This is a genomic window from Litchfieldia stipae (genome assembly GCF_014837155.1).
GTDB lineage: Bacteria > Bacillota > Bacilli > Bacillales > Bacillaceae_L > Litchfieldia.
On sequence record NZ_JACYHA010000002.1, the window covers coordinates 298377 to 322765 of the forward strand.

Annotated in this window: 23 protein-coding genes and 1 pseudogene; 6 read left to right on the forward strand and 18 right to left on the reverse strand. The window is 33.8% G+C overall.

All coding sequences use genetic code 11. From position 1 onward, the window contains the following. Positions 1 to 6: 6 nt before the first annotated feature. On the forward strand, positions 7 to 291 hold the full coding sequence (locus tag F7888_RS03660) for a hypothetical protein (protein WP_191777278.1): 285 nt from the start codon (positions 7 to 9) through the stop codon (positions 289 to 291). A 55-nt stretch (positions 292 to 346) separates the two neighbouring features. Here the strand turns inward: F7888_RS03660 and F7888_RS03665 are convergent, their stop codons facing one another. Both F7888_RS03665 and ilvA read right to left on the reverse strand, forming a co-directional pair. After that, a complete protein-coding gene (locus F7888_RS03665; RefSeq protein ID WP_191777280.1) occupies positions 347 to 1210 on the reverse strand; it encodes a DegV family protein in 864 nt (287 codons plus the stop codon). Between the two features lie 293 nt (positions 1211 to 1503). After that, positions 1504 to 2775: a threonine ammonia-lyase IlvA gene (gene ilvA / locus F7888_RS03670; RefSeq protein ID WP_191777282.1), complete on the reverse strand. Its 1272-nt coding sequence runs from the start codon at positions 2773 to 2775 to the stop codon at positions 1504 to 1506. A 251-nt stretch (positions 2776 to 3026) separates the two neighbouring features. Here ilvA and trhA point away from each other — a divergent pair, with 251 nt between their 5' ends. After that, positions 3027 to 3662 (forward strand): PAQR family membrane homeostasis protein TrhA, encoded by a 636-nt coding sequence (gene trhA, locus F7888_RS03675; RefSeq protein WP_191777284.1) that lies wholly within the window; start codon positions 3027 to 3029, stop codon positions 3660 to 3662. 182 nt (positions 3663 to 3844) lie between these two features. Here the strand turns inward: trhA and F7888_RS03680 are convergent, their stop codons facing one another. Then, positions 3845 to 4330 carry a dihydrofolate reductase gene (locus tag F7888_RS03680; RefSeq protein WP_191777286.1) on the reverse strand — a complete coding sequence of 162 codons (486 nt, stop codon included), beginning with the start codon at positions 4328 to 4330 and terminating at the stop codon, positions 3845 to 3847. Between the two features lie 383 nt (positions 4331 to 4713). Between F7888_RS03680 and F7888_RS03685 the strand changes: the two genes are divergently transcribed. Then, on the forward strand, positions 4714 to 5295 hold the full coding sequence (locus F7888_RS03685; protein ID WP_191777288.1) for a DUF5412 family protein: 582 nt from the start codon (positions 4714 to 4716) through the stop codon (positions 5293 to 5295). 106 nt (positions 5296 to 5401) lie between these two features. Here F7888_RS03685 and F7888_RS03690 read toward each other — a convergent pair whose 3' ends face one another. The 3 genes and pseudogenes from F7888_RS03690 to F7888_RS22450 form a co-directional block, all read right to left on the reverse strand. Continuing rightward, positions 5402 to 6355, reverse strand: coding sequence for a thymidylate synthase (locus tag F7888_RS03690; protein ID WP_191777290.1), 954 nt, complete (start codon positions 6353 to 6355; stop codon positions 5402 to 5404). A 608-nt stretch (positions 6356 to 6963) separates the two neighbouring features. Next, a complete protein-coding gene (locus F7888_RS03695) occupies positions 6964 to 7416 on the reverse strand; it encodes an SRPBCC family protein (RefSeq protein ID WP_191777292.1) in 453 nt (150 codons plus the stop codon). Positions 7417 to 7584: 168 nt separating this feature from the next. After that, a pseudogene (locus F7888_RS22450) lies at positions 7585 to 7704 on the reverse strand (IS1595 family transposase); the annotation flags it as partial. 191 nt (positions 7705 to 7895) lie between these two features. Here F7888_RS22450 and F7888_RS03700 point away from each other — a divergent pair. Then, positions 7896 to 8057 carry a hypothetical protein gene (locus F7888_RS03700; protein WP_191777293.1) on the forward strand — a complete coding sequence of 54 codons (162 nt, stop codon included), beginning with the start codon at positions 7896 to 7898 and terminating at the stop codon, positions 8055 to 8057. A 590-nt stretch (positions 8058 to 8647) separates the two neighbouring features. Here the strand turns inward: F7888_RS03700 and F7888_RS03705 are convergent. Both F7888_RS03705 and F7888_RS03710 read right to left on the reverse strand, forming a co-directional pair. After that, a complete protein-coding gene (locus F7888_RS03705) occupies positions 8648 to 8962 on the reverse strand; it encodes a hypothetical protein (RefSeq protein WP_191777294.1) in 315 nt (104 codons plus the stop codon). Between the two features lie 243 nt (positions 8963 to 9205). Further along, positions 9206 to 9955 (reverse strand): anthrax toxin lethal factor-related metalloendopeptidase, encoded by a 750-nt coding sequence (locus F7888_RS03710; RefSeq protein ID WP_191777295.1) that lies wholly within the window; start codon positions 9953 to 9955, stop codon positions 9206 to 9208. Between the two features lie 196 nt (positions 9956 to 10151). On the opposite strand from F7888_RS03710, the gene F7888_RS03715 reads away from it, so the two are divergent. Continuing rightward, positions 10152 to 10400 carry a hypothetical protein gene (locus F7888_RS03715; protein WP_191777296.1) on the forward strand — a complete coding sequence of 83 codons (249 nt, stop codon included), beginning with the start codon at positions 10152 to 10154 and terminating at the stop codon, positions 10398 to 10400. Between the two features lie 50 nt (positions 10401 to 10450). On the opposite strand, the gene F7888_RS03720 is transcribed toward F7888_RS03715, so the two are convergent. The 5 genes from F7888_RS03720 to F7888_RS03740 all read right to left on the reverse strand — a co-directional run bounded on the left by F7888_RS03720 (position 10451) and on the right by F7888_RS03740 (position 14369). Then, complete coding sequence (locus F7888_RS03720; protein ID WP_191777297.1) at positions 10451 to 10984, reverse strand: phosphatidylglycerophosphatase A family protein; 534 nt, start codon at positions 10982 to 10984, stop codon at positions 10451 to 10453. Positions 10985 to 11007: 23 nt separating this feature from the next. Then, on the reverse strand, positions 11008 to 11604 hold the full coding sequence (locus F7888_RS03725; RefSeq protein WP_191777298.1) for a YpjP family protein: 597 nt from the start codon (positions 11602 to 11604) through the stop codon (positions 11008 to 11010). Positions 11605 to 11934: 330 nt separating this feature from the next. Continuing rightward, positions 11935 to 12732, reverse strand: a complete 798-nt coding sequence (locus F7888_RS03730) for a class I SAM-dependent methyltransferase (RefSeq protein WP_191777299.1) — start codon at positions 12730 to 12732, stop codon at positions 11935 to 11937. Between the two features lie 59 nt (positions 12733 to 12791). Then, positions 12792 to 13226: a BrxA/BrxB family bacilliredoxin gene (locus F7888_RS03735; RefSeq protein ID WP_191777300.1), complete on the reverse strand. Its 435-nt coding sequence runs from the start codon at positions 13224 to 13226 to the stop codon at positions 12792 to 12794. 24 nt (positions 13227 to 13250) lie between these two features. Further along, entirely contained in the window at positions 13251 to 14369 is a 1119-nt protein-coding gene (locus F7888_RS03740; RefSeq protein ID WP_191777302.1) for a conserved virulence factor C family protein, read from the reverse strand. A 208-nt stretch (positions 14370 to 14577) separates the two neighbouring features. On the opposite strand from F7888_RS03740, the gene F7888_RS03745 reads away from it, so the two are divergent. Then, on the forward strand, positions 14578 to 15657 hold the full coding sequence (locus F7888_RS03745) for a C40 family peptidase (protein WP_191777304.1): 1080 nt from the start codon (positions 14578 to 14580) through the stop codon (positions 15655 to 15657). A 223-nt stretch (positions 15658 to 15880) separates the two neighbouring features. Here the strand turns inward: F7888_RS03745 and F7888_RS03750 are convergent, their stop codons facing one another. The 5 genes from F7888_RS03750 to F7888_RS03770 all read right to left on the reverse strand — a co-directional run bounded on the left by F7888_RS03750 (position 15881) and on the right by F7888_RS03770 (position 24198). After that, positions 15881 to 17764 carry an ABC-F family ATP-binding cassette domain-containing protein gene (locus F7888_RS03750; protein WP_191777306.1) on the reverse strand — a complete coding sequence of 628 codons (1884 nt, stop codon included), beginning with the start codon at positions 17762 to 17764 and terminating at the stop codon, positions 15881 to 15883. After that, positions 17761 to 18411 carry an HD domain-containing protein gene (locus F7888_RS03755; RefSeq protein ID WP_191777308.1) on the reverse strand — a complete coding sequence of 217 codons (651 nt, stop codon included), beginning with the start codon at positions 18409 to 18411 and terminating at the stop codon, positions 17761 to 17763. Before F7888_RS03755 ends, F7888_RS03750 begins: the two co-directional genes overlap by 4 nt. A 125-nt stretch (positions 18412 to 18536) precedes the next feature. Continuing rightward, positions 18537 to 21740, reverse strand: a complete 3204-nt coding sequence (locus F7888_RS03760; RefSeq protein ID WP_191777310.1) for an SH3 domain-containing protein — start codon at positions 21738 to 21740, stop codon at positions 18537 to 18539. Between the two features lie 242 nt (positions 21741 to 21982). After that, positions 21983 to 22510, reverse strand: coding sequence for a hypothetical protein (locus F7888_RS03765; RefSeq protein ID WP_191777312.1), 528 nt, complete (start codon positions 22508 to 22510; stop codon positions 21983 to 21985). Continuing rightward, positions 22510 to 24198, reverse strand: coding sequence for a formate--tetrahydrofolate ligase (locus tag F7888_RS03770; protein ID WP_191777314.1), 1689 nt, complete (start codon positions 24196 to 24198; stop codon positions 22510 to 22512). Before F7888_RS03770 ends, F7888_RS03765 begins: the two co-directional genes overlap by 1 nt. Between the last annotated feature and the right edge of the window lie 191 nt (positions 24199 to 24389).

Consider the following 24389-nt stretch of genomic DNA (forward strand, 5'->3'; position numbering starts at 1 on the left):
TTTCCGTTGCAAATCTTTTTATCACCAGAATTAATGACACAGGAGTATCAAATATTGAATGTTGTCAATCAAAATGAAAAAGCCATTGGCTATGTTACATTCTTAATCGATGAGAAAAAAATGTATGTGTATGGATTGTGTGAAGAAGAAGGAGTAAGTGAAGACTTTAAAGACCTTGTTAAACCGTATATTCAAGGGATGTCTAAAGCAAAGCCTGAATTAGATGTATATTCTTATATTTCAATTGGTGGAAAAAAGCTTGAACTTGGGGATTCAAATAAAGAAAACTAATCGAAATAAGAGCGATCCAATTGTGGAAAGCTCTTATTGCTTTTCAAACTCATTATTAATTTTGATCCCTAGTAGCATCTTCTGCATAATACATAAAACCAATTGCACCTGGTCCAGTATGAGTACTGATAACTGGAGTTGTGTATTCAATCGTTACGTCTTGAAAACCAGTGGTTTCAACAATCGATTCTTTAATCTTGACTGCTAACTCATGAGCTTCTGCATGAACTACACTAATCCTTTTCACAATTTTATCTTTTGTATCCTCTGAAAATTGTTTTGTTAAATAATTGATTATTTGTGATTGGCTTCTCACTTTCGCAGTAGGCGTATATACTCCATCAGCTAAGGAAGCAATTGGTTTAATATTTAAGAGTGAACCAATCATTGCTTTACCTTTTCCAATTCGTCCACCTTTTACTAAGTTTTCTAACGTATCCACAACTACGTATAGATAAGTATTTTTCCTAATATGTTCTATTTTCTCAACAATTTCTTCGCTTGAATAACCCTCTTCAGCCATTTTTGCAGCTTCAATTACTTGATAGCTTAAAGCTTTTGAGATGAATTTCGAATCAATAACAGTTACTTTTGTTGATGTAATCTGAGCTGCATTTTCGGCAGAGCTTACAGTACCGCTCATACCACTTGTCATATGAATCGAAATCACTTCGCTACCATCTTCTCCGAGTCGATCATATAATTCAACAAATTGACCTACAGCTGGTTGCGAGCTTTTTGGAAGTTCTTTTGAAGTCTTCATTTTTTCAATAAATTCTTTTGGTGAAATATCAACTCGGTCTAAATATGTCTTATCGTCAATTACTATTGAAAGAGGTACAATTTCTATATTATACGCTTTCGCAATCTCAATCGTTAAATCTGAAGTTGAATCGGTTACTATTTTCACTTTTTTCATTAAATCCACTTCCCTACAATAAGCCTTTTAATTTTTATTATACTATAAATAATCATTTATTAAACAACATGCCCCTGATTAAAGAAAAGACTTATCCAAACAATTGTTATTATATTTTCATTTCTAAATTGATCAATACATCTGTACCAATTTTAGATAAGAAAAAAGGTAACAATTTAGTCTGAATAAGTCTTAAATCAGTTATGCATTCTGCTTAAATAATATTATAACCCAAAAATAAATCAAAGTCGTCTAATTATATAGACATTCTAAGACATTTCCTCAAATTAAACTTAAATAAGTAAATTAAATAAATTACTTTCTTTATTTACTTCTGTATATGGAAATCCTTTTTTCAGCATACGTTGAATGAGTAAATCATAATCCTCACGCTTCTGAAGTTCAATACCCACTAAAGCAGGACCATTATCTTTGTTATTCTTCTTCGTATACTCGAACCTTGTTATATCATCTGTTGGCCCTAATACCTCATCGAGAAATTCTCTCAATGCACCTGCTCTTTGAGGAAAATTGACAATAAAATAATATTGAAGCCCTTCATACATCATGGAACGTTCTTTGATTTCCTGCATTCTACCTATATCATTATTACCACCACTCACAATGCATACGACAGTTTTCCCTCGAATCTGGTCTTTATAGAAATCTAATGCAGCAATGGATAAAGCACCTGCTGGTTCTGCAACAATCGCATTTTCATTATACAATTCTAAAATGGTCGTACATACTTTTCCCTCAGGGACTAACACGATATCGTCTAGGATGGTTTTACATATATCAAAGGTTCTTTCCCCAACAGTTTTAACAGCTGCACCATCAACAAATTTGTCAATATAGTCGAGACTAGTTAATTGACCGTTTGTAATTGAAGATTTCATACTTGCTGCACCAGCTGGTTCTACCCCAATAACATTCGTCCCAGGTGAAATGCTTTTCATATACGTGCTAACTCCTGAAATGAGTCCACCGCCCCCGATACTTGCAAAGACGAAATCAATCGGCTCCTCACAATCATTTAGTATTTCTACTGCAACAGTACCTTGGCCAGCTATCACATCATGATCATCAAATGGATGAATGAAGGAGCTTTGCTCTTGCTCACAACATCTTTGAGCTTCAATATATGAATCATCAAATGTATCCCCTACTAAGATAATCTCTACGTATTCCCGACCAAATAACGCTACTTGTGAGACTTTTTGTCTAGGGGTTGTAGATGGCATGAAAATTTTCCCTTTAATCTTCAGAGCTCTACATGAATATGCTACTCCTTGAGCATGGTTGCCAGCACTTGCACAAACAACCCCATTTACTAATTCTTCTTGAGGAATATTCTTAATCCGATTATATGCACCTCTAATTTTGAACGATCGAACAACTTGTAAGTCCTCCCGTTTTAATAATAAATTACATTCATATCTCTCTGACAATAATTCATTTCTTTGTAAAGGTGTGTGATATACAACGTCTTTTACGGTTTGGTTCGCTTTAATAATATCTTCAACTCTAACATTCAAAGACGTTTGTTTCACTTGTTGAGTCATAGGTCCACCCAAATCCTTTCAATATGTTTTTATGTATTACTGCATTACAGTTATATTTAATTTGTAAATTATAACATGAATTCCACTCTAATAAAGCAAATTTTCAAATATTTTTGATTTTCAAATACATTCACAAAAATGTAGATAAACAACAATTGATTTTAATTCACAGGAATATGTTATAATTAAAGCTTAATAACAAAAACTAGTTATAGATTTTTGATGATTTCTAAAGAAAGTATGTGATTTGATTGGCAAATACTCATGTTTTTACAAAAGGTGAAGAAATTGCAAATGCCATAACTCATGGAATTGGTGTTCTTCTTAGTGTTGCAGCGCTTGTTATCCTAATTGTTCATTCTTCGATCCATGGAACTGCATGGCATGTCGTCAGCTTTACATTATTTGGAGCAACCATGCTACTTCTTTACTTAAGTTCGACTCTTGTTCATGCTTTCCCTCCAGGAAAGGTTAAAGATTTATTCGAAATTTTTGATCACTCAGCTATCTATTTCTTTATTGCAGGAACATATACTCCGTTTTTGTTCATCGCAGTGAAAGGATGGTTAGGTTGGACACTCTTTGGTATCGTATGGGGCCTTGCAGTAGGAGGAACCGTATTTAAAACCTTTTTTGTCAAACGATTTCTACATGTGTCTACATTACTATATATCGTTTTGGGCTGGTTAATTGTCTTTGCATGGAGTACCTTAGTTGAAAATGTACATCCAACTGCAATGACCTTACTAGTGGTAGGTGGAGTATTATATACACTCGGTGCCGTATTTTATGTTTGGAGAGGTTTCAAATATCATCACGCCATTTGGCATCTGTTTGTCCTAGCCGCTTCAATTACACATTTCTTCTCAGTTTTATATCTCGTATAAAAAGAAGAACAGGGCAAAATAAAATGTACCCTATAGAGTAGACACTTTGAAAAAAGCCTACCTATAGGGTATTTTTTGTTTAGTGAATACCGATAATTGATGAACGAATTTACGTAGGAGCTCGGGCTCTCTTCGGGCGTTCATAATCAATATGCATAACCTAAAAATAGTCGTATCCTTATTTATTGCCTCTTTTTATACACACAGAAGTAGTAATCATAAGGATTCTTCTCATCCTTGACCCCTTTTTCCTTTGAATCAAGTTCCCAATCCTCGAAATGAATTTCTGGAAAATATGTATCTCCCTCAAATTCTTCATCAATTTCAGTCAAATACAACTTGTCGGCAAATGGTAGTATTCCTTTAAAAATTTCTGATCCACCTATGACAAATAACTCTTGATCAGCTGAATTTAATTGCAAAATTTCATCAATTGAATGAATGACTTTACATCCCTCAATTGAATAGGATTCGTCGCGTGTAATAACAATATTTTCACGTCCAGGCAATGGACGTCCAATCGATTCATAGGTCTTCCTCCCCATAACAATTGAATGACCCATCGTAACTTGTTTAAAATAAGCCAAATCAGCTGGCAAATGCCATGGTAGATCATTATCTTTTCCAATAAGTCGATTTTTATCGATTGCAACAAGTAATGAAATCATTGTTTATCATCTCCATTCTTTTTTGATAAAAGTAAATAAACTTTTACACAGAATCAACTGTTTATAATGATACCATAATACTTTGTATTGTTCTTTTTAAATGAAAGCAAAAACTTGTATTGAATTCATGTACATTCCTCTAATTATAATATAGCAACATAGTCATTGAAATTAACTGAATTCACTAAGCATTGCATTTGTAATATTCAATATCTTAAGTCTATCATAGGCCGCTTTTATTGAGTAGGTTAACGATATTTTCTTTAATGAAAAATGGAAAATTTATGATAGAATTGATTGAGATCTGATGCTTTTATACTAAGCAGATAAATTAACAGATTGGGAGGTAATATATTATTTTAATCAATATAATCGGTTTCTTTATGTTTATAATTACTAGCCTGTTAATTTTAGTTTTTATATTCAAATTAATCATTTTCTTTTTTAAAAAGAAACATTTCCCTAAGAAACTACTACTTGTTTCTTTGTTAAGCGTAATTATTTTACTCGGACTATCTGTATATAAAAATTACTTTTTTACATTTAACTCTATTGATAGATCATCGATCCAAATAGGCCCAGGGCCTGTATTGTCACCAACTGAAGCATATACAGCTAATGCATATTATGAGCCATATGGTGGTGCGGCTGGAGGAGTTAATGTTTGGGTTGAAATCACATATAATCATGAGGATAAGCCAGTTAAAACGGTTTATTATAGTGATGCAAAGACTAATTTTTCTATGAAATGGTTGGATGAAGAAACCATTTATATAGTAAATGACGAACCTAAGTATCCAACTTCAAATAGAAGTATTAAATTAGTCATTGGGAAAGAGATTTATCACGAAAATGGTTTGGCTTGTAAAAGTTTGTTAATGAAAGACGAATATGAGAATTGCTATCAAACTAAACTCTCTGATTGCACAATTCTTGTTAGTAATAATAGGTTAATATTATTATAAAAAACTGCACCTCCAATTGTTTGATATTAAAAACAATTAGGGTGCAGTTGATAACTTAGCGTTTTTGCTATTGTTAGAGTCTCAATTCATCTCATTAATTAAATTCTTACACTGCAACTGGTGCTTTGATGGTTGGATGTGGATCATACCCCTCAATCAAAATGTCTTCCATTTCAAAATCAAAAACGGAAGTTACTTCTTGATTTAATACCAAAGTAGGTAATGCCTTAGGTTCACGTGTTAATTGTTCCTTTACTTGATCAATGTGATTAGTATAAATATGAGCATCCCCAATAGTATGAATAAATTCACCTACTTTTAATCCACACTCATGCGCTATTAAATGAGTTAATAGTGAATAAGATGCTATATTGAAAGGAATTCCAAGAAAGATATCTCCGCTTCTTTGATATAACTGGCAGCTTAATTTTCCGTCTGCAACGTAAAATTGAAATAATGTATGACAAGGCGGAAGAGCCATCGAAGGAACGTCTTCTGGATTCCATGCCGAAACAAGTAATCTTCTCGAATCAGGATTGGTTTTGATGGTTTGAATTACATCCTTAAATTGGTCAATTGTTTCTCCTGTTGTCGTTCTCCAAGCTCTCCATTGTTTTCCGTACACATCGCCAAGTTCTCCATACTTAGCTGCAAATTCATCATTTTCCAAAATTCGCTGTTTAAATTTCTTCATTTCTTCTTGATAGATTTTGTTAAACTCGCCATCTTGTTGACTGCGTATTCCAAAATTGGTCATATCAGGTCCGTTATACTCATCACTTTCTACCCACTTCTTGAATGGCCACTCGTTCCATATATTATTATTATTTTGCAAAAGGTATCGGATATTTGAATCACCCTTCATTATCCATAGCAATTCACTTACAATCAGCCTGAAATTTACTTTTTTTGTTGTGAGTAACGGAAACTTCTCTAAGTCAAATCTCATTTGATGCCCGAATATTGAGAGTGTCCCAGTTCCAGTTCTATCCTTTTTCTTTACACCCTCATCTAACACCTTTCGGCATAAATCTAAATATTGATATTCTCCATGTTTCATATTTTTAACACTCCTCTTCCCACAATTGTACGATTGAATATGCATTTAGTGAAGAAAGTTAGTAATTCATTTTCATTAAAAAGGTAATATAATGACTCTTTGCTATTAACTCTTGACTAAGGTCACCTTAATAATTTCTTTTGTATAGATTTTAAATCCTCACATAATATCTATCTTAGCAGAGATTATTAGTTTTGTTCTACTCTAATAGTTTAATTAGCAATTTTTCTTCCTTAGGTCTTCCTTATTATTATTGTGTACTTTTATATATTTATATAATAAAAAAGCATTTTATTATTTAGGATTTTATGTGGATCCCTAAATTTAAGGAACATACACTTCCGTTCGGAGATGCTTCACATTCATTTCTTCTAATCTTAGGCTCTGTTAATTTCTATTGTTGATTTTTCATAAAGGCTGTTTTCGTATATATTGTTGCTTTTGATACCGCAGCCTGAATACACTCCGCGTCCTGTGGGAGCCTACTACTCTCAAGGGAGTCCCCCCCGTGTATTCAGTCTGCTAGAAATCGATTCTCAATTAATTCACCTCAAAAAACAACAAACTTTGAGAAAACAGCCTCCATAAAAATATATGAGGTGGTACCATTACCTTTTTTCAGCTATTCTTTTTAACTCTTTTGCACGATTCACAATGAAATTCCTCATATATTTTTCTAAAAATAAGCTATCAGCAAATAATCCAAGAATGCCAAAAGGAGATTTATAACAAAAGGTATCTTGCATAATCGTCCCTGAACCACTTTCTGTAAATTCGTGTGTATGATTAAATGAGTCGAAAGCTCCCTTTACCATAACATCTGTAAACTTATATGGTTTTTCCATATCTACAATCTTAGCAGTTAATTTTTGTTTAATTCCAAGATGTGTAGCTTCCCAAGTGACTGTATCACCCTTTTCCATCAGTCCAAATGTAATCCCATCAATCGCTCTTTCCTTTGTTTTACTTGTAGTTTCTATGTGTACATCTACATTCCTCGCAAGGTCAAAACAAACATTGATAGGTGCATTGATAAAAATATCGTGTTTAATTATAGGCATATGAATTTACCTTTCTTTTTTTAGGATTGAAATTAGATAAGCGTAAACTATCATTACTCTCCAAGCAACTTTTACAATCTTGTTTTCCTTAGCCAGGTTGAACCAATCACGCTTGGCCTATTTCATCCATGAATGTTTTTTGATTGTATGGACTTTCCACTACATTTCGCGATGTTTATATTCTGTGTTATGTCGTTGTCCTATTTGAGAGTACAGGAAATATGTCTGGTCAAGTTCAACAATTCCTTCAAAATGTTCAACTTTTATTTGATTAATGATTGATACCAACTAACGCCAGTTTGTTAAGTCTACCTAATCACAAATTTAATAAATATTTCACCTTGGTTCTTATAAAATTTTCATTAACCCATCATTCGTTACTTAACAATTGGGTTCAATTGTACATTTTATTCGAACTGTGACAATGAATAATTTCACCCATAATAGACAATCTAAAAAATGTTTAGGAGGTGAATTATATGACTAGTCAAGCTAATACTAATAAAAATCAGAAAAAGCAATCAATCATAAACCGCAATGACTCTGGATCAGATTATCATAAAGAACATGCGGGTAATGTTGAGGGATACGGTGAACCACATCCAATTACTAATGATAGGACTAAAGAGAATAATCAATAATTTTTTAAAGAGTGAATTACTGTTTAGTTCACTCTTTTATTACGCAATTTAGTTCAATTGCGCATTTTCCCTCGTTAAAATGAAGTGGTACCTGTAGTTAAGACACTTGAAAAAGAATGTTTTATATATAGGTATTTTTTTATATACTTGAATTTCATGATAAGGGGTTTGGGAACAAATATGAGTAAGATATCAACTGTAATTTTCTGTGCCTGAAAATTTGAAGGACCAGAATTTGTACAACCATTACAGTACGGTTAAACAAATAGTAAAGGCAATTTCCGCTAATGGTTACGATTGTCCCTATAGATAGTGATATAACGAAAGCATTTTCATAATTAAATCACTTTTCCTAATTTTAATTTTACCATAATATCTGAATTTTCGACCTTCTATCACCATAATTGCTTTCTAAAAGCAACAATCTTTCAGAAAACAGTCTTAGAAAATATTCAACTATCGTAACGGAGAAGAAGTAGAAAAGGAACACTATCGATGTATAGCCTTGATAGAGGATTATACTGTACGCAAATCTTCAGAATTAGTTAGTAATATTATTAACGTCATTTTTAAAATGGCGTTGTGAATGATTACTCTTTTTCAATTTCTACATGCTCAATTTGCTCTAAAACCCAAGGTTTATCACCTTCTTTTGTGTACGAAGAAAAATACTCTTTATCCTTCTCAATTAAGTGCCAAACCATCTCTTCTTGGACCACAACCTTAAACGCTTCTTCCTTACCTTGGTTGTTCGGGTCATATGCTTTAATCCAATATTCTTTATAATCGCTTGAATGACCTTTTTCCATAACAATCAACTGCGAAGTTGTCGATGTGAAAGGACCTCTATCACAAGATGCAAGCATTATTAAAACTATAATAATAAAACAATAAACCTTTTTCATCGAAATCAACCCCTTCTATTTAAATATATTATGAATATTCAATAATCCCATTAGCAAATAATACCATATCTATTTTTATAGTGGTACAATAAAAGCCAAGTAAAATTCACTTGGCTTATTGCATATAAATATCATCCGTTATATCGTATTGGATGTTAGCGATTCCTATCTTTGTGTTGCTGTTCTAACCCAATAGTTATATCTAAATTCACTTATTAATTCTCTATTCTATCAGAACAATTGTTAGTTTTGCTCGTCCATATTCATTAATCTAATAGACTCTATTAACTCGGAAAAAAACTGTTCTGTTAGAGGTGCTTTTTGTTTTAACTGTTCCCTACTGTCATTTGAATAATAGTAATATACAAATGCCTCTGCAAAATATTCCTCAGGATAATCAATAAAGTAAGCGAGGTTCGGAAACATTTTTGGTGCTTCTTCTCTCCATATTTTATGAAAATCTTCATCATGTCGAATCATATTAAATATATGTTGGTCAATTGTATGTGCAGTTTCATGAAGTTCTAAATTCAAGGAACCATGCCCCAACCCACTATGACTATGTCCAATTTTCACTAATACAGTTTTAGAGCCTCCGATACCAGGTACATCATCCCACGATGGACCTTTTGCACTATATCCTCTAGGCTTCAATCCCTTTAAGTGCGAGGCAGATGGCTGATCCGTTAGCTTTCCATTAAAAAATGTAATTTTAACATGATTTGATACCAACGCTTCTAAAATCGATGAATCAACTCGTCCCATTCTTCTAATCATTTCAATGGCATCATTTTCATTAAATGATGTTTCTGGTAATACGATTAATTCTTCAAGTAAATGATAATTTGGAATGAATGCCTTAGAGGTATAGAAAGTTAACGATACGAAGTCCTTCAGTAGAATTCCGTTAATGGATGCATCACTATGATTTTGTTTTACCATTGGGATAAGAAAAACGAGGATTAATGTAAAAACAATGAATTTCTTCTTCATAAAAGATCACCTTATTCTGAGTTGATAAACATAGATGTTAGTTTAAGATATCATTAGATACTAAATGTTATAAATATTATAACATCTTTAAAGGGATTTGAGAGAGAAAATTCAGAAAAAAACACTAAATACATTCACCATTTTTTTCTATTTACATAAAATAACGTAACTTTTTAAATTGATTAGGTGAGAAAAAATGAGTAACTTTAGAAGATATGATAAGGAAACAGAGCGTGCGTTAATGGAGGTTCGAGAAGTAGCTTGTAACCATTCCGTTATGTATGTTGATTTAATCATGATATCCTTCATTTTAACAATGATCATTCATTCTTACGTTCAAAAACACCATTTAATTATAGCAATCGCTGTAACCACCTACGTCATCTTTATTCTTCTTTATAAAATGATGACTGCACTATTTGATTACTGGTTCAAAATAGATTAAAGGCTTTTTCAAACGATTCTTTCTACAACGTTTGAAAAAGCCTTTTCTAATTAATATTCAGGTATAAACGCTTCAACTCTACCTTCTTTGACATCCTTATATCTATGAGCAATACGGCTTGCAGCTGCGGCAGCAAGTGCACATACAATATCATCTAAGAAAGTATGAACATGGAGCCCTTCATGCTCATCTAATTCCTTTATAATACCGAATTTTTCTTTATCAAGGTAACCAAAATTAGTTAAGCCGATTGATCCATAGACGTTTACAATCGATAACGGAATGATTTCATCGATTCCATACAAAGGTTCATCTGTTTCAACTAAGTGTTGCAATGGTTCTGGTAATAGACCCTGCTCAGCCAAAATGTCCATTGATACCCCTGTTAATACAGCATGTATTATTTCTCTTTTTTCCAATACTCTTTCAACATTATGAATGCATTCTTCTAGAGTAATGTTTGGAATATACTTTTCTTGAAGCTGTAATACAATTTTTGCAATATCAATTACCTGAACACCACGACTGCTAAGCATATTCTTTGCTTCAACAACCATTTCGTCTAATGTGTAATTTCGACTCATTGTTTCACTCTCCTGTTTATATTTTAACTGAGCCATTTTGGAGGCGTGTTTTTATCCCAATAAATTGCACCTAATTCGTGATGGTCTTGGAATTGATCATGGTACATATGGTAATGAAAATTAAACCAATAACCTTCACCTGGTGGCTGGTCTCTTCTTTCATGAAATCTTATTAAATCTTTTCTCGTTGTTTTATCATAGATATGAAAGATTTTCTCACTTATTCCTCCACTTGGTTTTTCAGAAATATCTAAATTATGTAGCGTTTCTTCAGGATAGGTTTCAGCTAATTGCTGAATCGCTTCTTGAATTTTAGGTAATATTTGACTGTTAAATTCAAATTCGATAACTGGTGAAATTTTCGCACCGAACTTCTGGAAGGATTGTTGTTCAGCTTGCAAAATGGCAAAATTAATAAATTCTTCCCTTTTGTCGATCTCAGCTTTAAAAGTTTCTATTGAAAAATAAGCATTATTTTCTGTAGATGGAGCAATCGCATTACGTTTTGACGTTTCATCCGATTTCATTTCCTGCATGGTTAAAGCAGGAGGTGGTGTAATCATCCCGAGTGTAAGGATTGAGAATGAAACGAGCATTGCTTTCCTAAACCATTTATGCATCGTACTCTTCCTTTCAGGTACATTTAAGAATCTAATTTAATATTATTCTACCATAAATTTTAAAAGTTTTGACAATTAAAATCATATTAAAAATAGATTACAAATATTTAACTGACTCTTTTAAGATTTCATTCATAAAATGTCCACAATTTGTTAAAATAGATATAATGATTAAATACATAGCAAGGGTGGGTTTATAATGGATGCAATTTTTATTTCAATTAGTTTTATTACATTAGCGTATATGGTCTACTTAAATGTTGCTGATTAATAAGATCGTTGAGTTTTTTAAATACTCGAACCATATGAAAGAAGCCGAATCAAATTGATTCAGCTTCTTTTCTTTGTCTCTGATTCAAGATCTATAGTACCAAAATGGAATTTAGCTGACTTTCTTTGTACCACATTAAATCCATATTTTTGAAAGTTAGCACTTTTCCAATGGTCTTTTAGTACAATTCGTTTCTTTGCTACTCTTCTTGCTTCATTAATGACTCTCTTTGTAATAGATGTTTTTTCCCCGAGATTCTTCAACCCATTAATTCCATTTGATTCATCAATGCTTTCTTCAAACATTGGATCAAAGTAAACCACATCAAAGCTGTCGTTCTCACATTCTAATAAATATGAATAGTGATCCTTTGAGACAACATGTACCCTTCTCATCGCCTCATCTAACTTTTCATGACCACTTTCCCATGTTTGCAACCCTTTAGAAACAACATAAGCAATATATGGATTGACTTCAAGTCCAATAATCGTTCCTTCACTTCCAACCGAGAAGCTTGCGATAATGCTATCTGACCCAAGACCCAATGTGCAATCCAATACTTTCATCCCTTTTTCCAGTCCAGCACTCTCAAGAAAAGGATCATGTTCTCCTTTAGCAATTCGCTTTGCTCTAAACATGGCTGAATTCGGATGAAAAAACATCGGTTCTGAGGCATTCCTCATATGAATCTCTAGTCTGTTCTTCCCAACAACGATTACATCATCATCAAATAATTGTTGTAACTCAATGACAGAGCGTTTCTTTCTAACTATATATTCAATCCTAAGTTCGTCTGCAATTTGACTTGCAAAGTCAGCCCATTCTTGATTTGTTCGACCTGCTGTCGTCACAATCATAACCGTTTGACTTCCTTTCAATTGTAAAAAAAGGATGCCTCATGACACCCTTTCATCCCTTAACAATATTTATCAAATGCCTCTAATAAATTATTCATAATATGTTCCATTGGGAAAGATTCAATGTCGTGTCGTGGAATAAAATGAACAACTTCCTTCCCATTTAACAAGGCCATAGATGGAGAAGATGATTCAAATCCAGTAAAATATTCTCTCATTCTTGCCGTTGCTTCCTTATCTTGGCCAGCAAATACAGTCACTAATTGTGAAGGCTTCTTCTCTGAATTTAATACTGCTTGAGTAGCTGCAGGTCTTGCTAAACCAGCAGCACAACCACATACCGAATTCACTACCACTAAAGTTGTACCTTCTACATTATTCATGAATTCATCTACTTGATCTGCTGTTGTTAGTTCATTAAATCCTGCATTCACCAGTTCTTTCCTCATTGGTAGTACGACTTGTTTCATATATTCTTCATATGCCATTGACATCATTTATTCCTCCTACAAGTTTTATTATGATTTTCTACTCTCTGTCATTTGTTTCCAAACAGAACCCTTTGCTTCTTCTCCACCTTCAATTCGTTCGATCGCCAATTTAATTTGCATGCTTACTTCAAATTCCGGATCATTTTCTGCTGCCTTTAATGCTGGAAGAGCGGTTTCGTCCCCCACCTCAAATAAAAACATCGCTGCTCTCCATCTTACAAGCTTATTGGAATCCTTTAATGCTTCAATCATAGGCTCGATCGCATCCTTATTTCCTATATCAGATAAGCAATCTCCAGCTGTTCTTCTGACTGTAACAGATTTATCCCTTAATGCCTTATATAATAACGGAAGTACCTTATCTGACTCAATCATTCCTAAGAATACCGTTGCCTGTCTACGAATAGATGCTTTTTCATCCTGAAGCGCCTTTGACAAGACGTCGATATCATCTTCAGTTGGATCCATTTGCTCAAGAGCAGCATATCTTTTAGTCCAATCAGGATCATCAAGCATTTCTTCAGTAACCTTAAATCGTTTTCTTTGCTGCATTGAAACCGATTCTTGATTTTTTGCCATTTCTACTAATCGGTTCAACCTTTCAATTGGATAAGCTGCTGCTAGTTCTTCGGCAATGTCGTGAGCGATATCCTCTAAAGAACCATAGCGTACACCTTGTTCATTCCATGCACGTTCCATAACAACATTTTCAGAAAACGACTGAGCTTCAAGAGATGCTTTGCCAAATCGTTCCGGCAATCCAACCCTCTTTTCCTCATTTCCATCATTTAATTTCACTTGCATTGGAATCCCTTTAAACATCTGTACAAAGACTTTTACTTCCCCAAAATGCTCATTTATTTTTTTGTTTGTCTCAGACTCATTAACTTCCTCACCGAATGACTTTCGTACTTGAGCTAATAGGTCTGCCCAGTCATACTTAGCATTTCTTTCAACTGCTAAAAAGTCTGCCACATGATAGACACCTTTTATGCCATCAATATTTAAAATTTCTTTTATAACAGATGGAGCGCCTTCTTCTTGCCCCTTTTTATAATTATTACTTTTCCCAAATGGCAATTCATTACTTAAATTAATTTTCATTGTATTCGGGCTTGGAGTTGGTTCAATTGAAACTATTCTCATATAGTCCTCCTTCATATACAAAGCAATCCTAGAAAGATTGATATTAATAAATTTTACCATAGGACTATGTACGTTTTCCATCTAAGTGCTTTATGGGTTCAATCGATCATTGACAAATGCAGCAAATCAAAAATAGGAATATTATTTTTTTAACTCAATATGATTTAATGATTCAGCTTTTATACACACATCAAGGAGGATACATCATATGAAAAAGCCGAACCGTACTAAAGAGGCTTTGTTAGTTACGTCTGTAGCCGCTGCTGGCCTCTTTTTTGCGTCACCTGAGAATGCAGAAGCATCAAATCCTGACGAATTATCACCAGAAACGTATTATGATGATTTCTTTAATACACATAATACACTTAGATATGGTCATACAGGTAATAGTGTTCGAATTTTGCAATTAGAACTTATGAAGTTTAATTTTTATTTTGAAAAAATTGATGGATACTATGGTCCGAATACACAAGAAGCCGTTCGACAATTTCAACAAAAACACAATCTTAAAATAGATGGAATTGCTGGAGAAGATACACTTAATAAGCTAAATGAACTCTTGATGAAACCAAAACCAGAAGATCTTTCAAAGGGAGATGAAGGCCCTGAAGTTCAACAGCTACAAGTAAGATTACATAGATTAGGTTACTATCAGGGGAGAATTGACGGCGTTTTTGGAAATATGACTGAAGATAGTTTAGTAAGTTATCAGAAAAAACATAAATTAGATCAATCTGGAGAGGCAACAGAAGAAACCACCCTACATCTATTAAAAAATAAAAATGTGAAAGGCATTACGATTAACACAATAACAACAAATCATCAATCAAATGTAGCTTCAACTACCACTAAGTCTGTAACGACTTCAAATAATAAAAATGTATCTAAAGAAAAACAAGTTCCTAAAGAACAAAAGTATTCAGTAGATACATCGGTGATTTCTGTGGCCATGCAGCATATTGGCACACCGTATGTTTGGGGTGGTTCGAGTCCTGGTGGATTTGATTGTAGTGGTTTCTTAAAATATGTATTTGCTCAAAAAGGAGTCAATATTCCTCGAACAGTGAATGAAATTTGGAATGTTGGAAGTTCGGTAAATAAATTAAGCGTAGGTGATATTGTCTTTTTCCAAACCTACAAAAAAGGACCATCACACGCTGGAATTTATATCGGAGACGGTAAATTTATCCATTCAGAATCTTCAAGAGGTGTCACGATAACAAAAATGAGCATGTCCTATTGGAAGGAAAGATATATCGGAGCAAAAAGGATTGTACAATATAAATAATAAACAACATTGTAAAAAGAGCGTAAATAGATTCTACGCTCTTTTATTATTATTAGGCTGTTTAGGTATATATTGTTACTTGTGATACCGCAGCCTGAATACACTCCGCGTCCTGGGGGAGCCAACTAGTCCCACGGGAGTCCCCCGTGTATTCAGACTGCTAGAAATCTATTCTCAATTAATTCACCTCAAAAACAACAAACTTTGAGAAAACAGCCTATTATTAACTATTCTCAACAATATCAGATAATTCTGTCCAACGTTCTATTAATTCTTCAAGTACTTTATTTTCTTGCTCGTGTTCTGTGGTTAATTGCTGTGCTTTTTGATAATCACTACCCGCTTGATCAATCTCTTCTAGCAACTGACTACATTTTTCTTCTTGTAGTGCAATTTTCTCTTCAATTTCATCCCACTCACGTTGCTCATTATATGATAACTTCTTCTTTTTTGGTTTCTCTTCCGTTTTTTGCACTTGATTTACAACTTTTTGTTCGCGATCGTTCTGTTTTAAAATCGAATTCTCAAGGTAATCAGAGTATAATCCAATATAACTACTTATTTTCCCTTGATCACCAAATACTAATAGTTGGTCAGCGACTTTATCAAGGAAGTAGCGATCATGAGATACCGTGATTACGACACCAGGAAAGTCATCTAAATAATCTTCAAGTACAGTTAATGTTTCTGTATCTAAATCATTTGTTGGTTCATCCATTAATAATACATTCGGTTCTGTCATCAGAATTTTTAACAAGTAAAGTCTTCTTCTTTCCCCTCCCGAAAGCTTATGAATTGGAGTTCCATGACTATTCATCGGAAACAGAAATCGTTCAAGCATCTGTGCAGCAGATATCAGCTTTCCATCACTAGTATGGATGGCTTCTGCACTTTCCTTTATATATTCAATCATTCGTTTATTCAGGTCCATATCTTTATTTTCTTGAGTATAGTACCCAATTTTAACGGTTTGACCTACTTCGATTTCACCTTCATCGATTTTTATACTACCATAAAGAATATTTAATAAAGTTGATTTCCCACTACCGTTCTTACCAACAATCCCAATTCGATCATGCGGTTTAATAATAAAGGTGAAATCATTAATTAACTGTTTCTCTTCAAAGCTTTTTGAAATATTTCTTAACTCGAAAACCTTCTTACCTAGTCTACTTCCACTTAGTGAGAGATCTAGCTTTTCTGTCTGAGTACTCTGTGTCTTTCCTTCAAGTTCATCAAATCTTTGGATTCTTGCTTTTTGTTTCGTTGTTCTTGCTTTTGCACCTCGTCTGATCCACGCTAATTCCTTGCGATAGAGATTTTGTAGTTTTTGTTCGGAAGCTAATTCTTGTTCCATTCTTAACGCTTTCGCTTCTAAGAATGCCCCATAATTTCCTTGATAACTATAAATCTTGCCATTATCTATTTCTAAAATCCGATTAGTCACTCGATCAAGAAAGTAACGATCATGTGTAACTAGAAGCAATGCTCCGTTATATTTTGAGAGATACTCTTCAAGCCAGTTTATGGTTTCATAATCTAGATGATTGGTTGGTTCATCCAATATCAATAAATCTGGTGTTTGTATTAAGCTTTGTGCTAGGGCAATTCGCTTCTTCTGGCCCCCTGATAAATCACCTACACGAGCAGTGAAATCATGAATACCTAGTTTTGTTAGAACAGCTTTTGCATTTGAATTCGCTTCCCATGCATTTTGGATATCCATTCTTTGCTGAACTGCATATAGTTCATGCTGGATTTTTTCATTCATAGGATTCTTCTCAAGACAAAGCATCATTTCTTCATACTCTCTGAGAATTCGTATGAGTGGAGTGTCTCCATGGAATACCTGTTCAAGAACACTGTTATTTTCTATAAATTCAGGTTGCTGTGGTAAGTAACTAATCGTGTATCCCTTAGAATGTGTGATTTGTCCGGAATCCAATTCCTCTATTCCTGCAATCACCTTTAATAAGGTTGATTTTCCCGTACCATTAATTCCAATAATTCCAATACGTTCATTATTTGTAATACTAAATGAAATTTGGTCAAAAAGTTTTTTATCAGTATAACTCTTTGATATATTTTCTACATTTAGAAGTTTCATAGCTGTCCATTCCATTCTTTAAAAAATTGTTCTAAATATTGTTCCATAAATTCATGTCTTGTCCTAGCCATTTCCCTAGCAGCATTTGTGTTCAATGTTGCAGTTAGCTTCAACAGTTTCTCATAGAAATGATTGATGGCTGTAGATTTCCCATTTCGGTATTCTTCTTTTGTTAAATTTTCTCTATATGGTAATTCTGGATCATAAATAAGATCACCCTTTGCCCCTGCATAAGCAAACGTTCGTGCTATTCCAATTGCTCCAATGGCATCCAATCGATCTGCATCCTGAACGATTTTTGCTTCAATTGTTTTTACGGATGGTTGTTTACCACCCTTATAAGAAATCGTACTAATTACTTCTATTATATCGTCACATAGTGCTTGTTCAATTTCTAGATGTTGTAACCAATTACGAACTTTAAGAAGTCCAATTTCTTCAGAATCGTTAAGTTTTTCATCGGCAATATCATGAAGAAGTGCGGCCATTTCAATGACAAAAAGATTGCCTGCCTCAAGCTTACCAATTACTTTCGCAGTATTCCAAACTCGCTTGATATGCCACCAATCATGTCCGCTATTTTCGTTCTTTAGTTGTTCATATACGAACTGTTCTGTTAATTGTATCTGATGATTACGATTACTCATTATTAGACACCTACCTAATATCACTTATATTACACTATTTTACGTGATGGGGAAAATTTTAAAAAAAGATGCTATGCAACAAATTGTTTGCACAATCCTGCATAGCATTTCGATCTCGTATAGACTTATTTATATTTCGGAATCTCTAAAGTAACACTATATGAATCTAAGAGACTATATAAATTATAAATTTGTTTAACTTGTTTGGACGCCCAGCCAATATCAGTTGCATATTGATGAGTCGCAGACCCTTTTGCTACAGCTCCACCAGGATTCCATCTCATTTTGTAAAGAGTATCTTGTCCTGCCTTGATATAGCCTTGTGAAATAAATTCAGCACCACCAATAATGGCTGCTTCTGGTGTAAACCACCCTGCCTTATATGCATACTCAGCCCCACTTTCGAGCGCTGTACCATCATATGCACCTATTCCGTACATATTATAGACAGTTTTGCCCTTGTATTGAACACCTGTTGCTAATTGAGATTGACCATTACCAGTTTCAAGCAAAGCATGGGAAATTAAGTAGATTTCATTAACGCCACTTATCTCTCCGGCTGCTAGAAACGTAGCTGCTTGATTTGTCAATATCCCTTTACCAGCTAGTATTCTACTATTAACCTCATCAACATCTAACTTGGTCGTTTCTGACAATTTCAGAAATTGAAGTGATTCAACAGCATGATCACTGAAGTTAGAAGGGTTAAGATAATGCTTAACATCTTCAGGATTTGCATTTACCCATGACTTATTGTATTGAACTTCATACCAAATGTACCCATCTTTATCCTTTGAGTTAGAAATAATCTGTAGCTTTTGACCATTTGTTACTTGACCAACAACCCAGAAATCTGTTCCAGCCCCACCTCTAACATTCCACACATTCCCAGAAACTGTTCCAACTGAAGGAAGTTCACTATTATCAAATACTAACGCATCTTCTCTTATGTATGTAGCATATTTTTTATCTGTTTGTGGTTTAACCGCCATCTGTAACTTTGTAAACTCATCAATTGTTAGGTCATACAAAACATCTGTTTTAGTAATCGTACCATTAAATGATGTAGAGTTATTGACCTCAGTAGTTGATAAATATTGTGTACTAACATAGCCAACTTGTCCATTTACACTAACCTTTGACCAACCATTTTCTTCAGATTGAACTGTCACCACTGTACCACGAGAAAGCTTAGAAATAACAGTACCTGTAGTTGATGCTGAAGATCTAAGATTTAAACTCGATCCATTTGATACATTTACGTATTTTGAGATTACCTCTGATTCAATCGGATTCGTCTCTTTTTCTTCGTCCTTGATTATTTCTGGTTTTGTTAACGAAAGAAATTCAGAGCTTACGAATCCTTCGTGTCCGTATACGTTAATCTTTGACCAGCCATTTGATTCTGATAGTACTTCGACTTCTACACTTCTAGCTAGTTTCACAATAACAGAAGCATCTGTTGATGGTTTGTTTCGCATTTTCAGGCTAGAGCCACTTGTTACATTAACATATTTAATAGTCGTAATTAATTCTTCAGAATCTTGATTATCAGGAGTTTTTACTGATGAATCTTCTTCCTTTATATTTTCTTTTTTATCGGAAAGAAATTCACTACTAACATACCCTTCTTTGCCATTTGCTTGTACCTTTGACCAACCGTTGGATTCTGATAGAACTTTTACTTCAGTTCCTTTTGCTAATTTTGCTGTAATCGTCGCATTCGTAGAAGCACTTGAACGTAGATTTAATGTTGAATTTGAACTAACATCTACATACTTAATAATCACTTCTTCTTTTACTGGTGGTTTCACATCAGGTGTTGCTGACTTCACCGTTAAATATTGTGTACTTACATAGCCTTCTTTGCCGTTTGCTTGGACCTTTGACCAACCGTTGGATTCTGATAGGACTTTTACTTCAGTGCCGTTTGCTAATTTTGCTGTAATCGTCGCATTTGTTGTCGCACTTGAACGTAGATTTAGTGTTGAGTTTGAACTAACATTTACATACTTAATAATTACTTCTTCTTTTACTGGTGGTTTCACATCAGGTGTTGCTGACTTCACCGTTAAATATTGTGTACTTACATAGCCTTCTTTGCCGTTTGCTTGGACCTTTGACCAACCGTTGGATTCTGATAGGACTTTTACTTCAGTGCCGTTTGCTAATTTTGCTGTAATCGTCGCATTTGTTGTCGCACTTGAACGTAGATTTAGTGTTGAGTTTGAACTAACATTTACATACTTAATAATTACTTCTTCTTTTACTGGTGGTTTTACATCAGGTGTTGCTGACTTCACCGTTAAATATTGTGTACTAACATATCCTTCTTTGCCATAAGCCTTAATTTTTGACCAACCATTTGACTCAGATAAGACAGTTACTTTCACACCACTAGCTAATTTTAATATGATAGATCCATTCGTAGATCCTGAACTTCTCATATTAAGATTCGAACCCTTCGAAACATTTACATATTTTGTGATTGGATCTTCTTTTTTATCAGGCGTACTTATGGTCTCTTTCTGACTAGAATTATTAGTTGAAGATGATAAATATTGAGAGCTTACATATCCTTCTTTTCCTTCAACTTTTATCTTCGACCAACCATTTGAGTTTGAATATACAGTTACTTGTTTACCCTTATTTAGCTTTAGAATAATCGTACTATTTGTATTTGGTTGATTTCTCACGTTTAAGCTTGAATTAGCTGATACATTGACAATTTTAGTTGAAATAGTAGATGGTTTATTATCAGTTGTACCCGTAGAAGTAGAGCTTGAATTAGATTTAGGTGTTTGGAGATATTGCGAACTAACATACCCCTCTTTACCGTTCACTTTAATCTTCGCCCAGCCATTTGTTTCTGATAAGACAGTTACAACAGTACCTTTAGTTAATTTAGCAAGAACCTCTGAACTGATTGTTGGGCTTTTACGTAAGTTTAAATTTGATCCAGCATTAACATTGATCGTTTTTGTAGAAACTGAATTGATTAAATTCGTCGTTGTTGGATTACTTAGATAATCAACACTAACAAAACCCTTTACTCCATTTGCAGTAATTTCAGCCCACCCATTTGACTCTGAATGCATGGTAACTGTTGCACCTTTTTTTAATTTAGTAAGTATTTGAGCATGGATAGACGGTTCTTTTCTCACATTTAAATTTGATCCAGCATTTATATTAACAATTTTTTCATATGTATGATTAATCGTATTTTTTTCGGAATTTGTAGTTTTAATGGTGGAAGCTTGAATGGTTTGTTCAAACGCAGCCGTAGATAATACTGCAAAGCAGAGTGTTGGTAAAATAACCTTCTTCATTTTGTCATCCCCTTATCTGTTTAAGAGTTTTTATATTCAAAAACATACAATATTTATTCAATTAAAATACTAACATAAATTACTAGTTTACAAGAGTAAATTTTGAAAAAAACATAAAAAAAAGCAGTATTAAGTCATATATTAGGGTATTTAGTAGCATTTTTTAAAAGATATGCTCGATACTTAGAAGAAAGAGGCTGCCCCATAAGCGCATAGCATTTATGGGACAACCTCTTTAATCATTATTCAGAAATGATATTACTTAGTTCTTTTGTAGTACTTAAGATATAAGGAATCATACCTAACAAATCATCCATTTGATCTTCTCCAATTAGTCGTTCAAACTCTAACTTAATTGTATTTAAATACTCTCTTTGTGTCTCTTGTTGAAATATGAAGGTAACTTCTTGTGTCACTTTACGACCTTTACCCCAAATATCATACATTGTTTGTTGTATTTGTTCACATGTTGTTTCATGTTCTTTCATTTTCATGTTAAAAACAACATTTACTTGGCAGCCAGGAAAATGTCCCTTTGTGTTTAATAATTCTGCAGATAAATTTGTTAAGTCCATTACCAATGTGATAGTTGCTGTAATGTCTTGTTTGATATCTCTATTTTTTATAGTAATAACGTAGCTACGCGCTAAAGACGCTAAATCAATCATATCCTTACGATCAATGACTGCTAATTCCCCATCTAAATCTCTATCGTAGATTGCTCCCTCAATTACTACCTTTAAATTATCAAAAATAGTTGGATCGAACATTAGAATAATCCTAGTGCTTTACCATTTTCATCGACATCCATTATTAATGCTGCTGGTTCTTTAGGTAATCCTGGCATAGTCATTACATCACCAGTAAGTGCAACGATAAAGCCAGCACCAATTTTCGGACGAAGTTCCCTGATGGAAATAGTAAAGTCATTTGGTCGACCAAGAAGTGATGGGTTATCTGAAAGCGAGTATTGAGTCTTTGCCATACAAATCGGCAGGTTTCCCCAACCATTTGCTTCAATTTCAATGATTTGCCTTTTTGCTTTTGAAGAAAACTCAACATCAGTTGCACCATATACTTTCGTGGAAATGGTTCGTATTTTTTCTTCAATTAGTTGATCGTTTTGATAAAGGCGAGAAAAATTATTATTTTCGGTTTCTATCACTTTCAATAATTGTTTCGCTAAGTCTAGTCCACCTTCTCCACCTTTTTCCCATACTTCAGTTAATGCTACCGGATAGTTACGATCTTCACACCATTTAGTAAAGGTCTCAACTTCATCTGTTGTATCAGTAATGAATCGATTAATCGCAACTACATATGGCAACCCAAATTCTTCGATGGTTTCAATATGCTTTTGTAAATTTTCTAACCCTAATGAAAGAGCTGACAAATCCTCTTTTTGGAGTTCCTGCTTGGAAACACCACCATGCATTTTTAATGCTCTTATAGTTGCTACAATTACAACGGCTGAAGGATCGATTCCAGTTGCCTGAGTCTTAATATTTAAAAACTTCTCCGCACCAAGATCTGCACCAAATCCGGCTTCTGTTACAACATAGTCACCTAGTTTTGCAGCCATCTTTGTTGCAATAACACTATTGCACCCATGAGCAATGTTTGCAAATGGACCACCATGGATAATAGCTGGTGTATGTTCTAATGTTTGAACAAGATTAGGCTTTATTGCGTCTTTTAGAAGTAATGCTAATGAACCTTCTACTCCAAGATGACCAACAGTAACTGGCTCTTTTTTATAATTATATCCAATGACAATCCTTGAAAGCCTTTGTTTTAAATCCTGTAAATCAGAAGCTAGGCAGAAAATAGCCATGATTTCAGATGCTACTGTAATATCAAATCCATCCTCACGTGGTACACCTTGAATTGGACCACCTAAACCAATGATGACGTTTCTTAATGCACGGTCATTTAAATCGACTACCCTTTTCCATATGACTCTTCTCGCATCAATTTGAAGCTCATTTCCTTGATATATATGGTTATCTATCATAGCTGATAATGCATTATTTGCAGTTGTTATCGCATGAATATCTCCAGTGAAGTGAAGGTTAATATCCTCCATTGGGATTACTTGCGAGTAACCACCACCTGTAGCTCCACCTTTTACACCCATAGTCGGACCAAGAGAAGGCTCACGCATCGCAATAATTGCTTTTTTATCTAATAATGATAAAGCTTGTCCAAGCCCAACAGTAACTGTTGATTTACCTTCACCAGCTGGTGTTGGGTTAACTGCTGTAACAAGAATGACCTTACCATCTTGTGTATTTGCATTCTTTTTTAGAATATCTAGGCTAAGCTTTGCTTTATAATGACCATATGGTTCAACATCTTCTGGATCAATGCCAATTGAATTCGTTATCTCCATAATAGGTACCATGTTAGCTTCTTGAGCAATTTCAATATCTGACTTCACTTTCACTTTTACATTCATTTCAAAACCTCCTCAGACTGATCTGTATGTATACTGACAAATTATATTGTACAACAAATAAAAAAATAATTTATAAAAAAAATAAAACAGTTAATATTTCGTATTTTGAAATTTCTTAATCTCATTAATTGCTAAATAGTCAAAACCTTTCTATAATATAAATGACACTTTTACATGAATGAAAAGGGGGA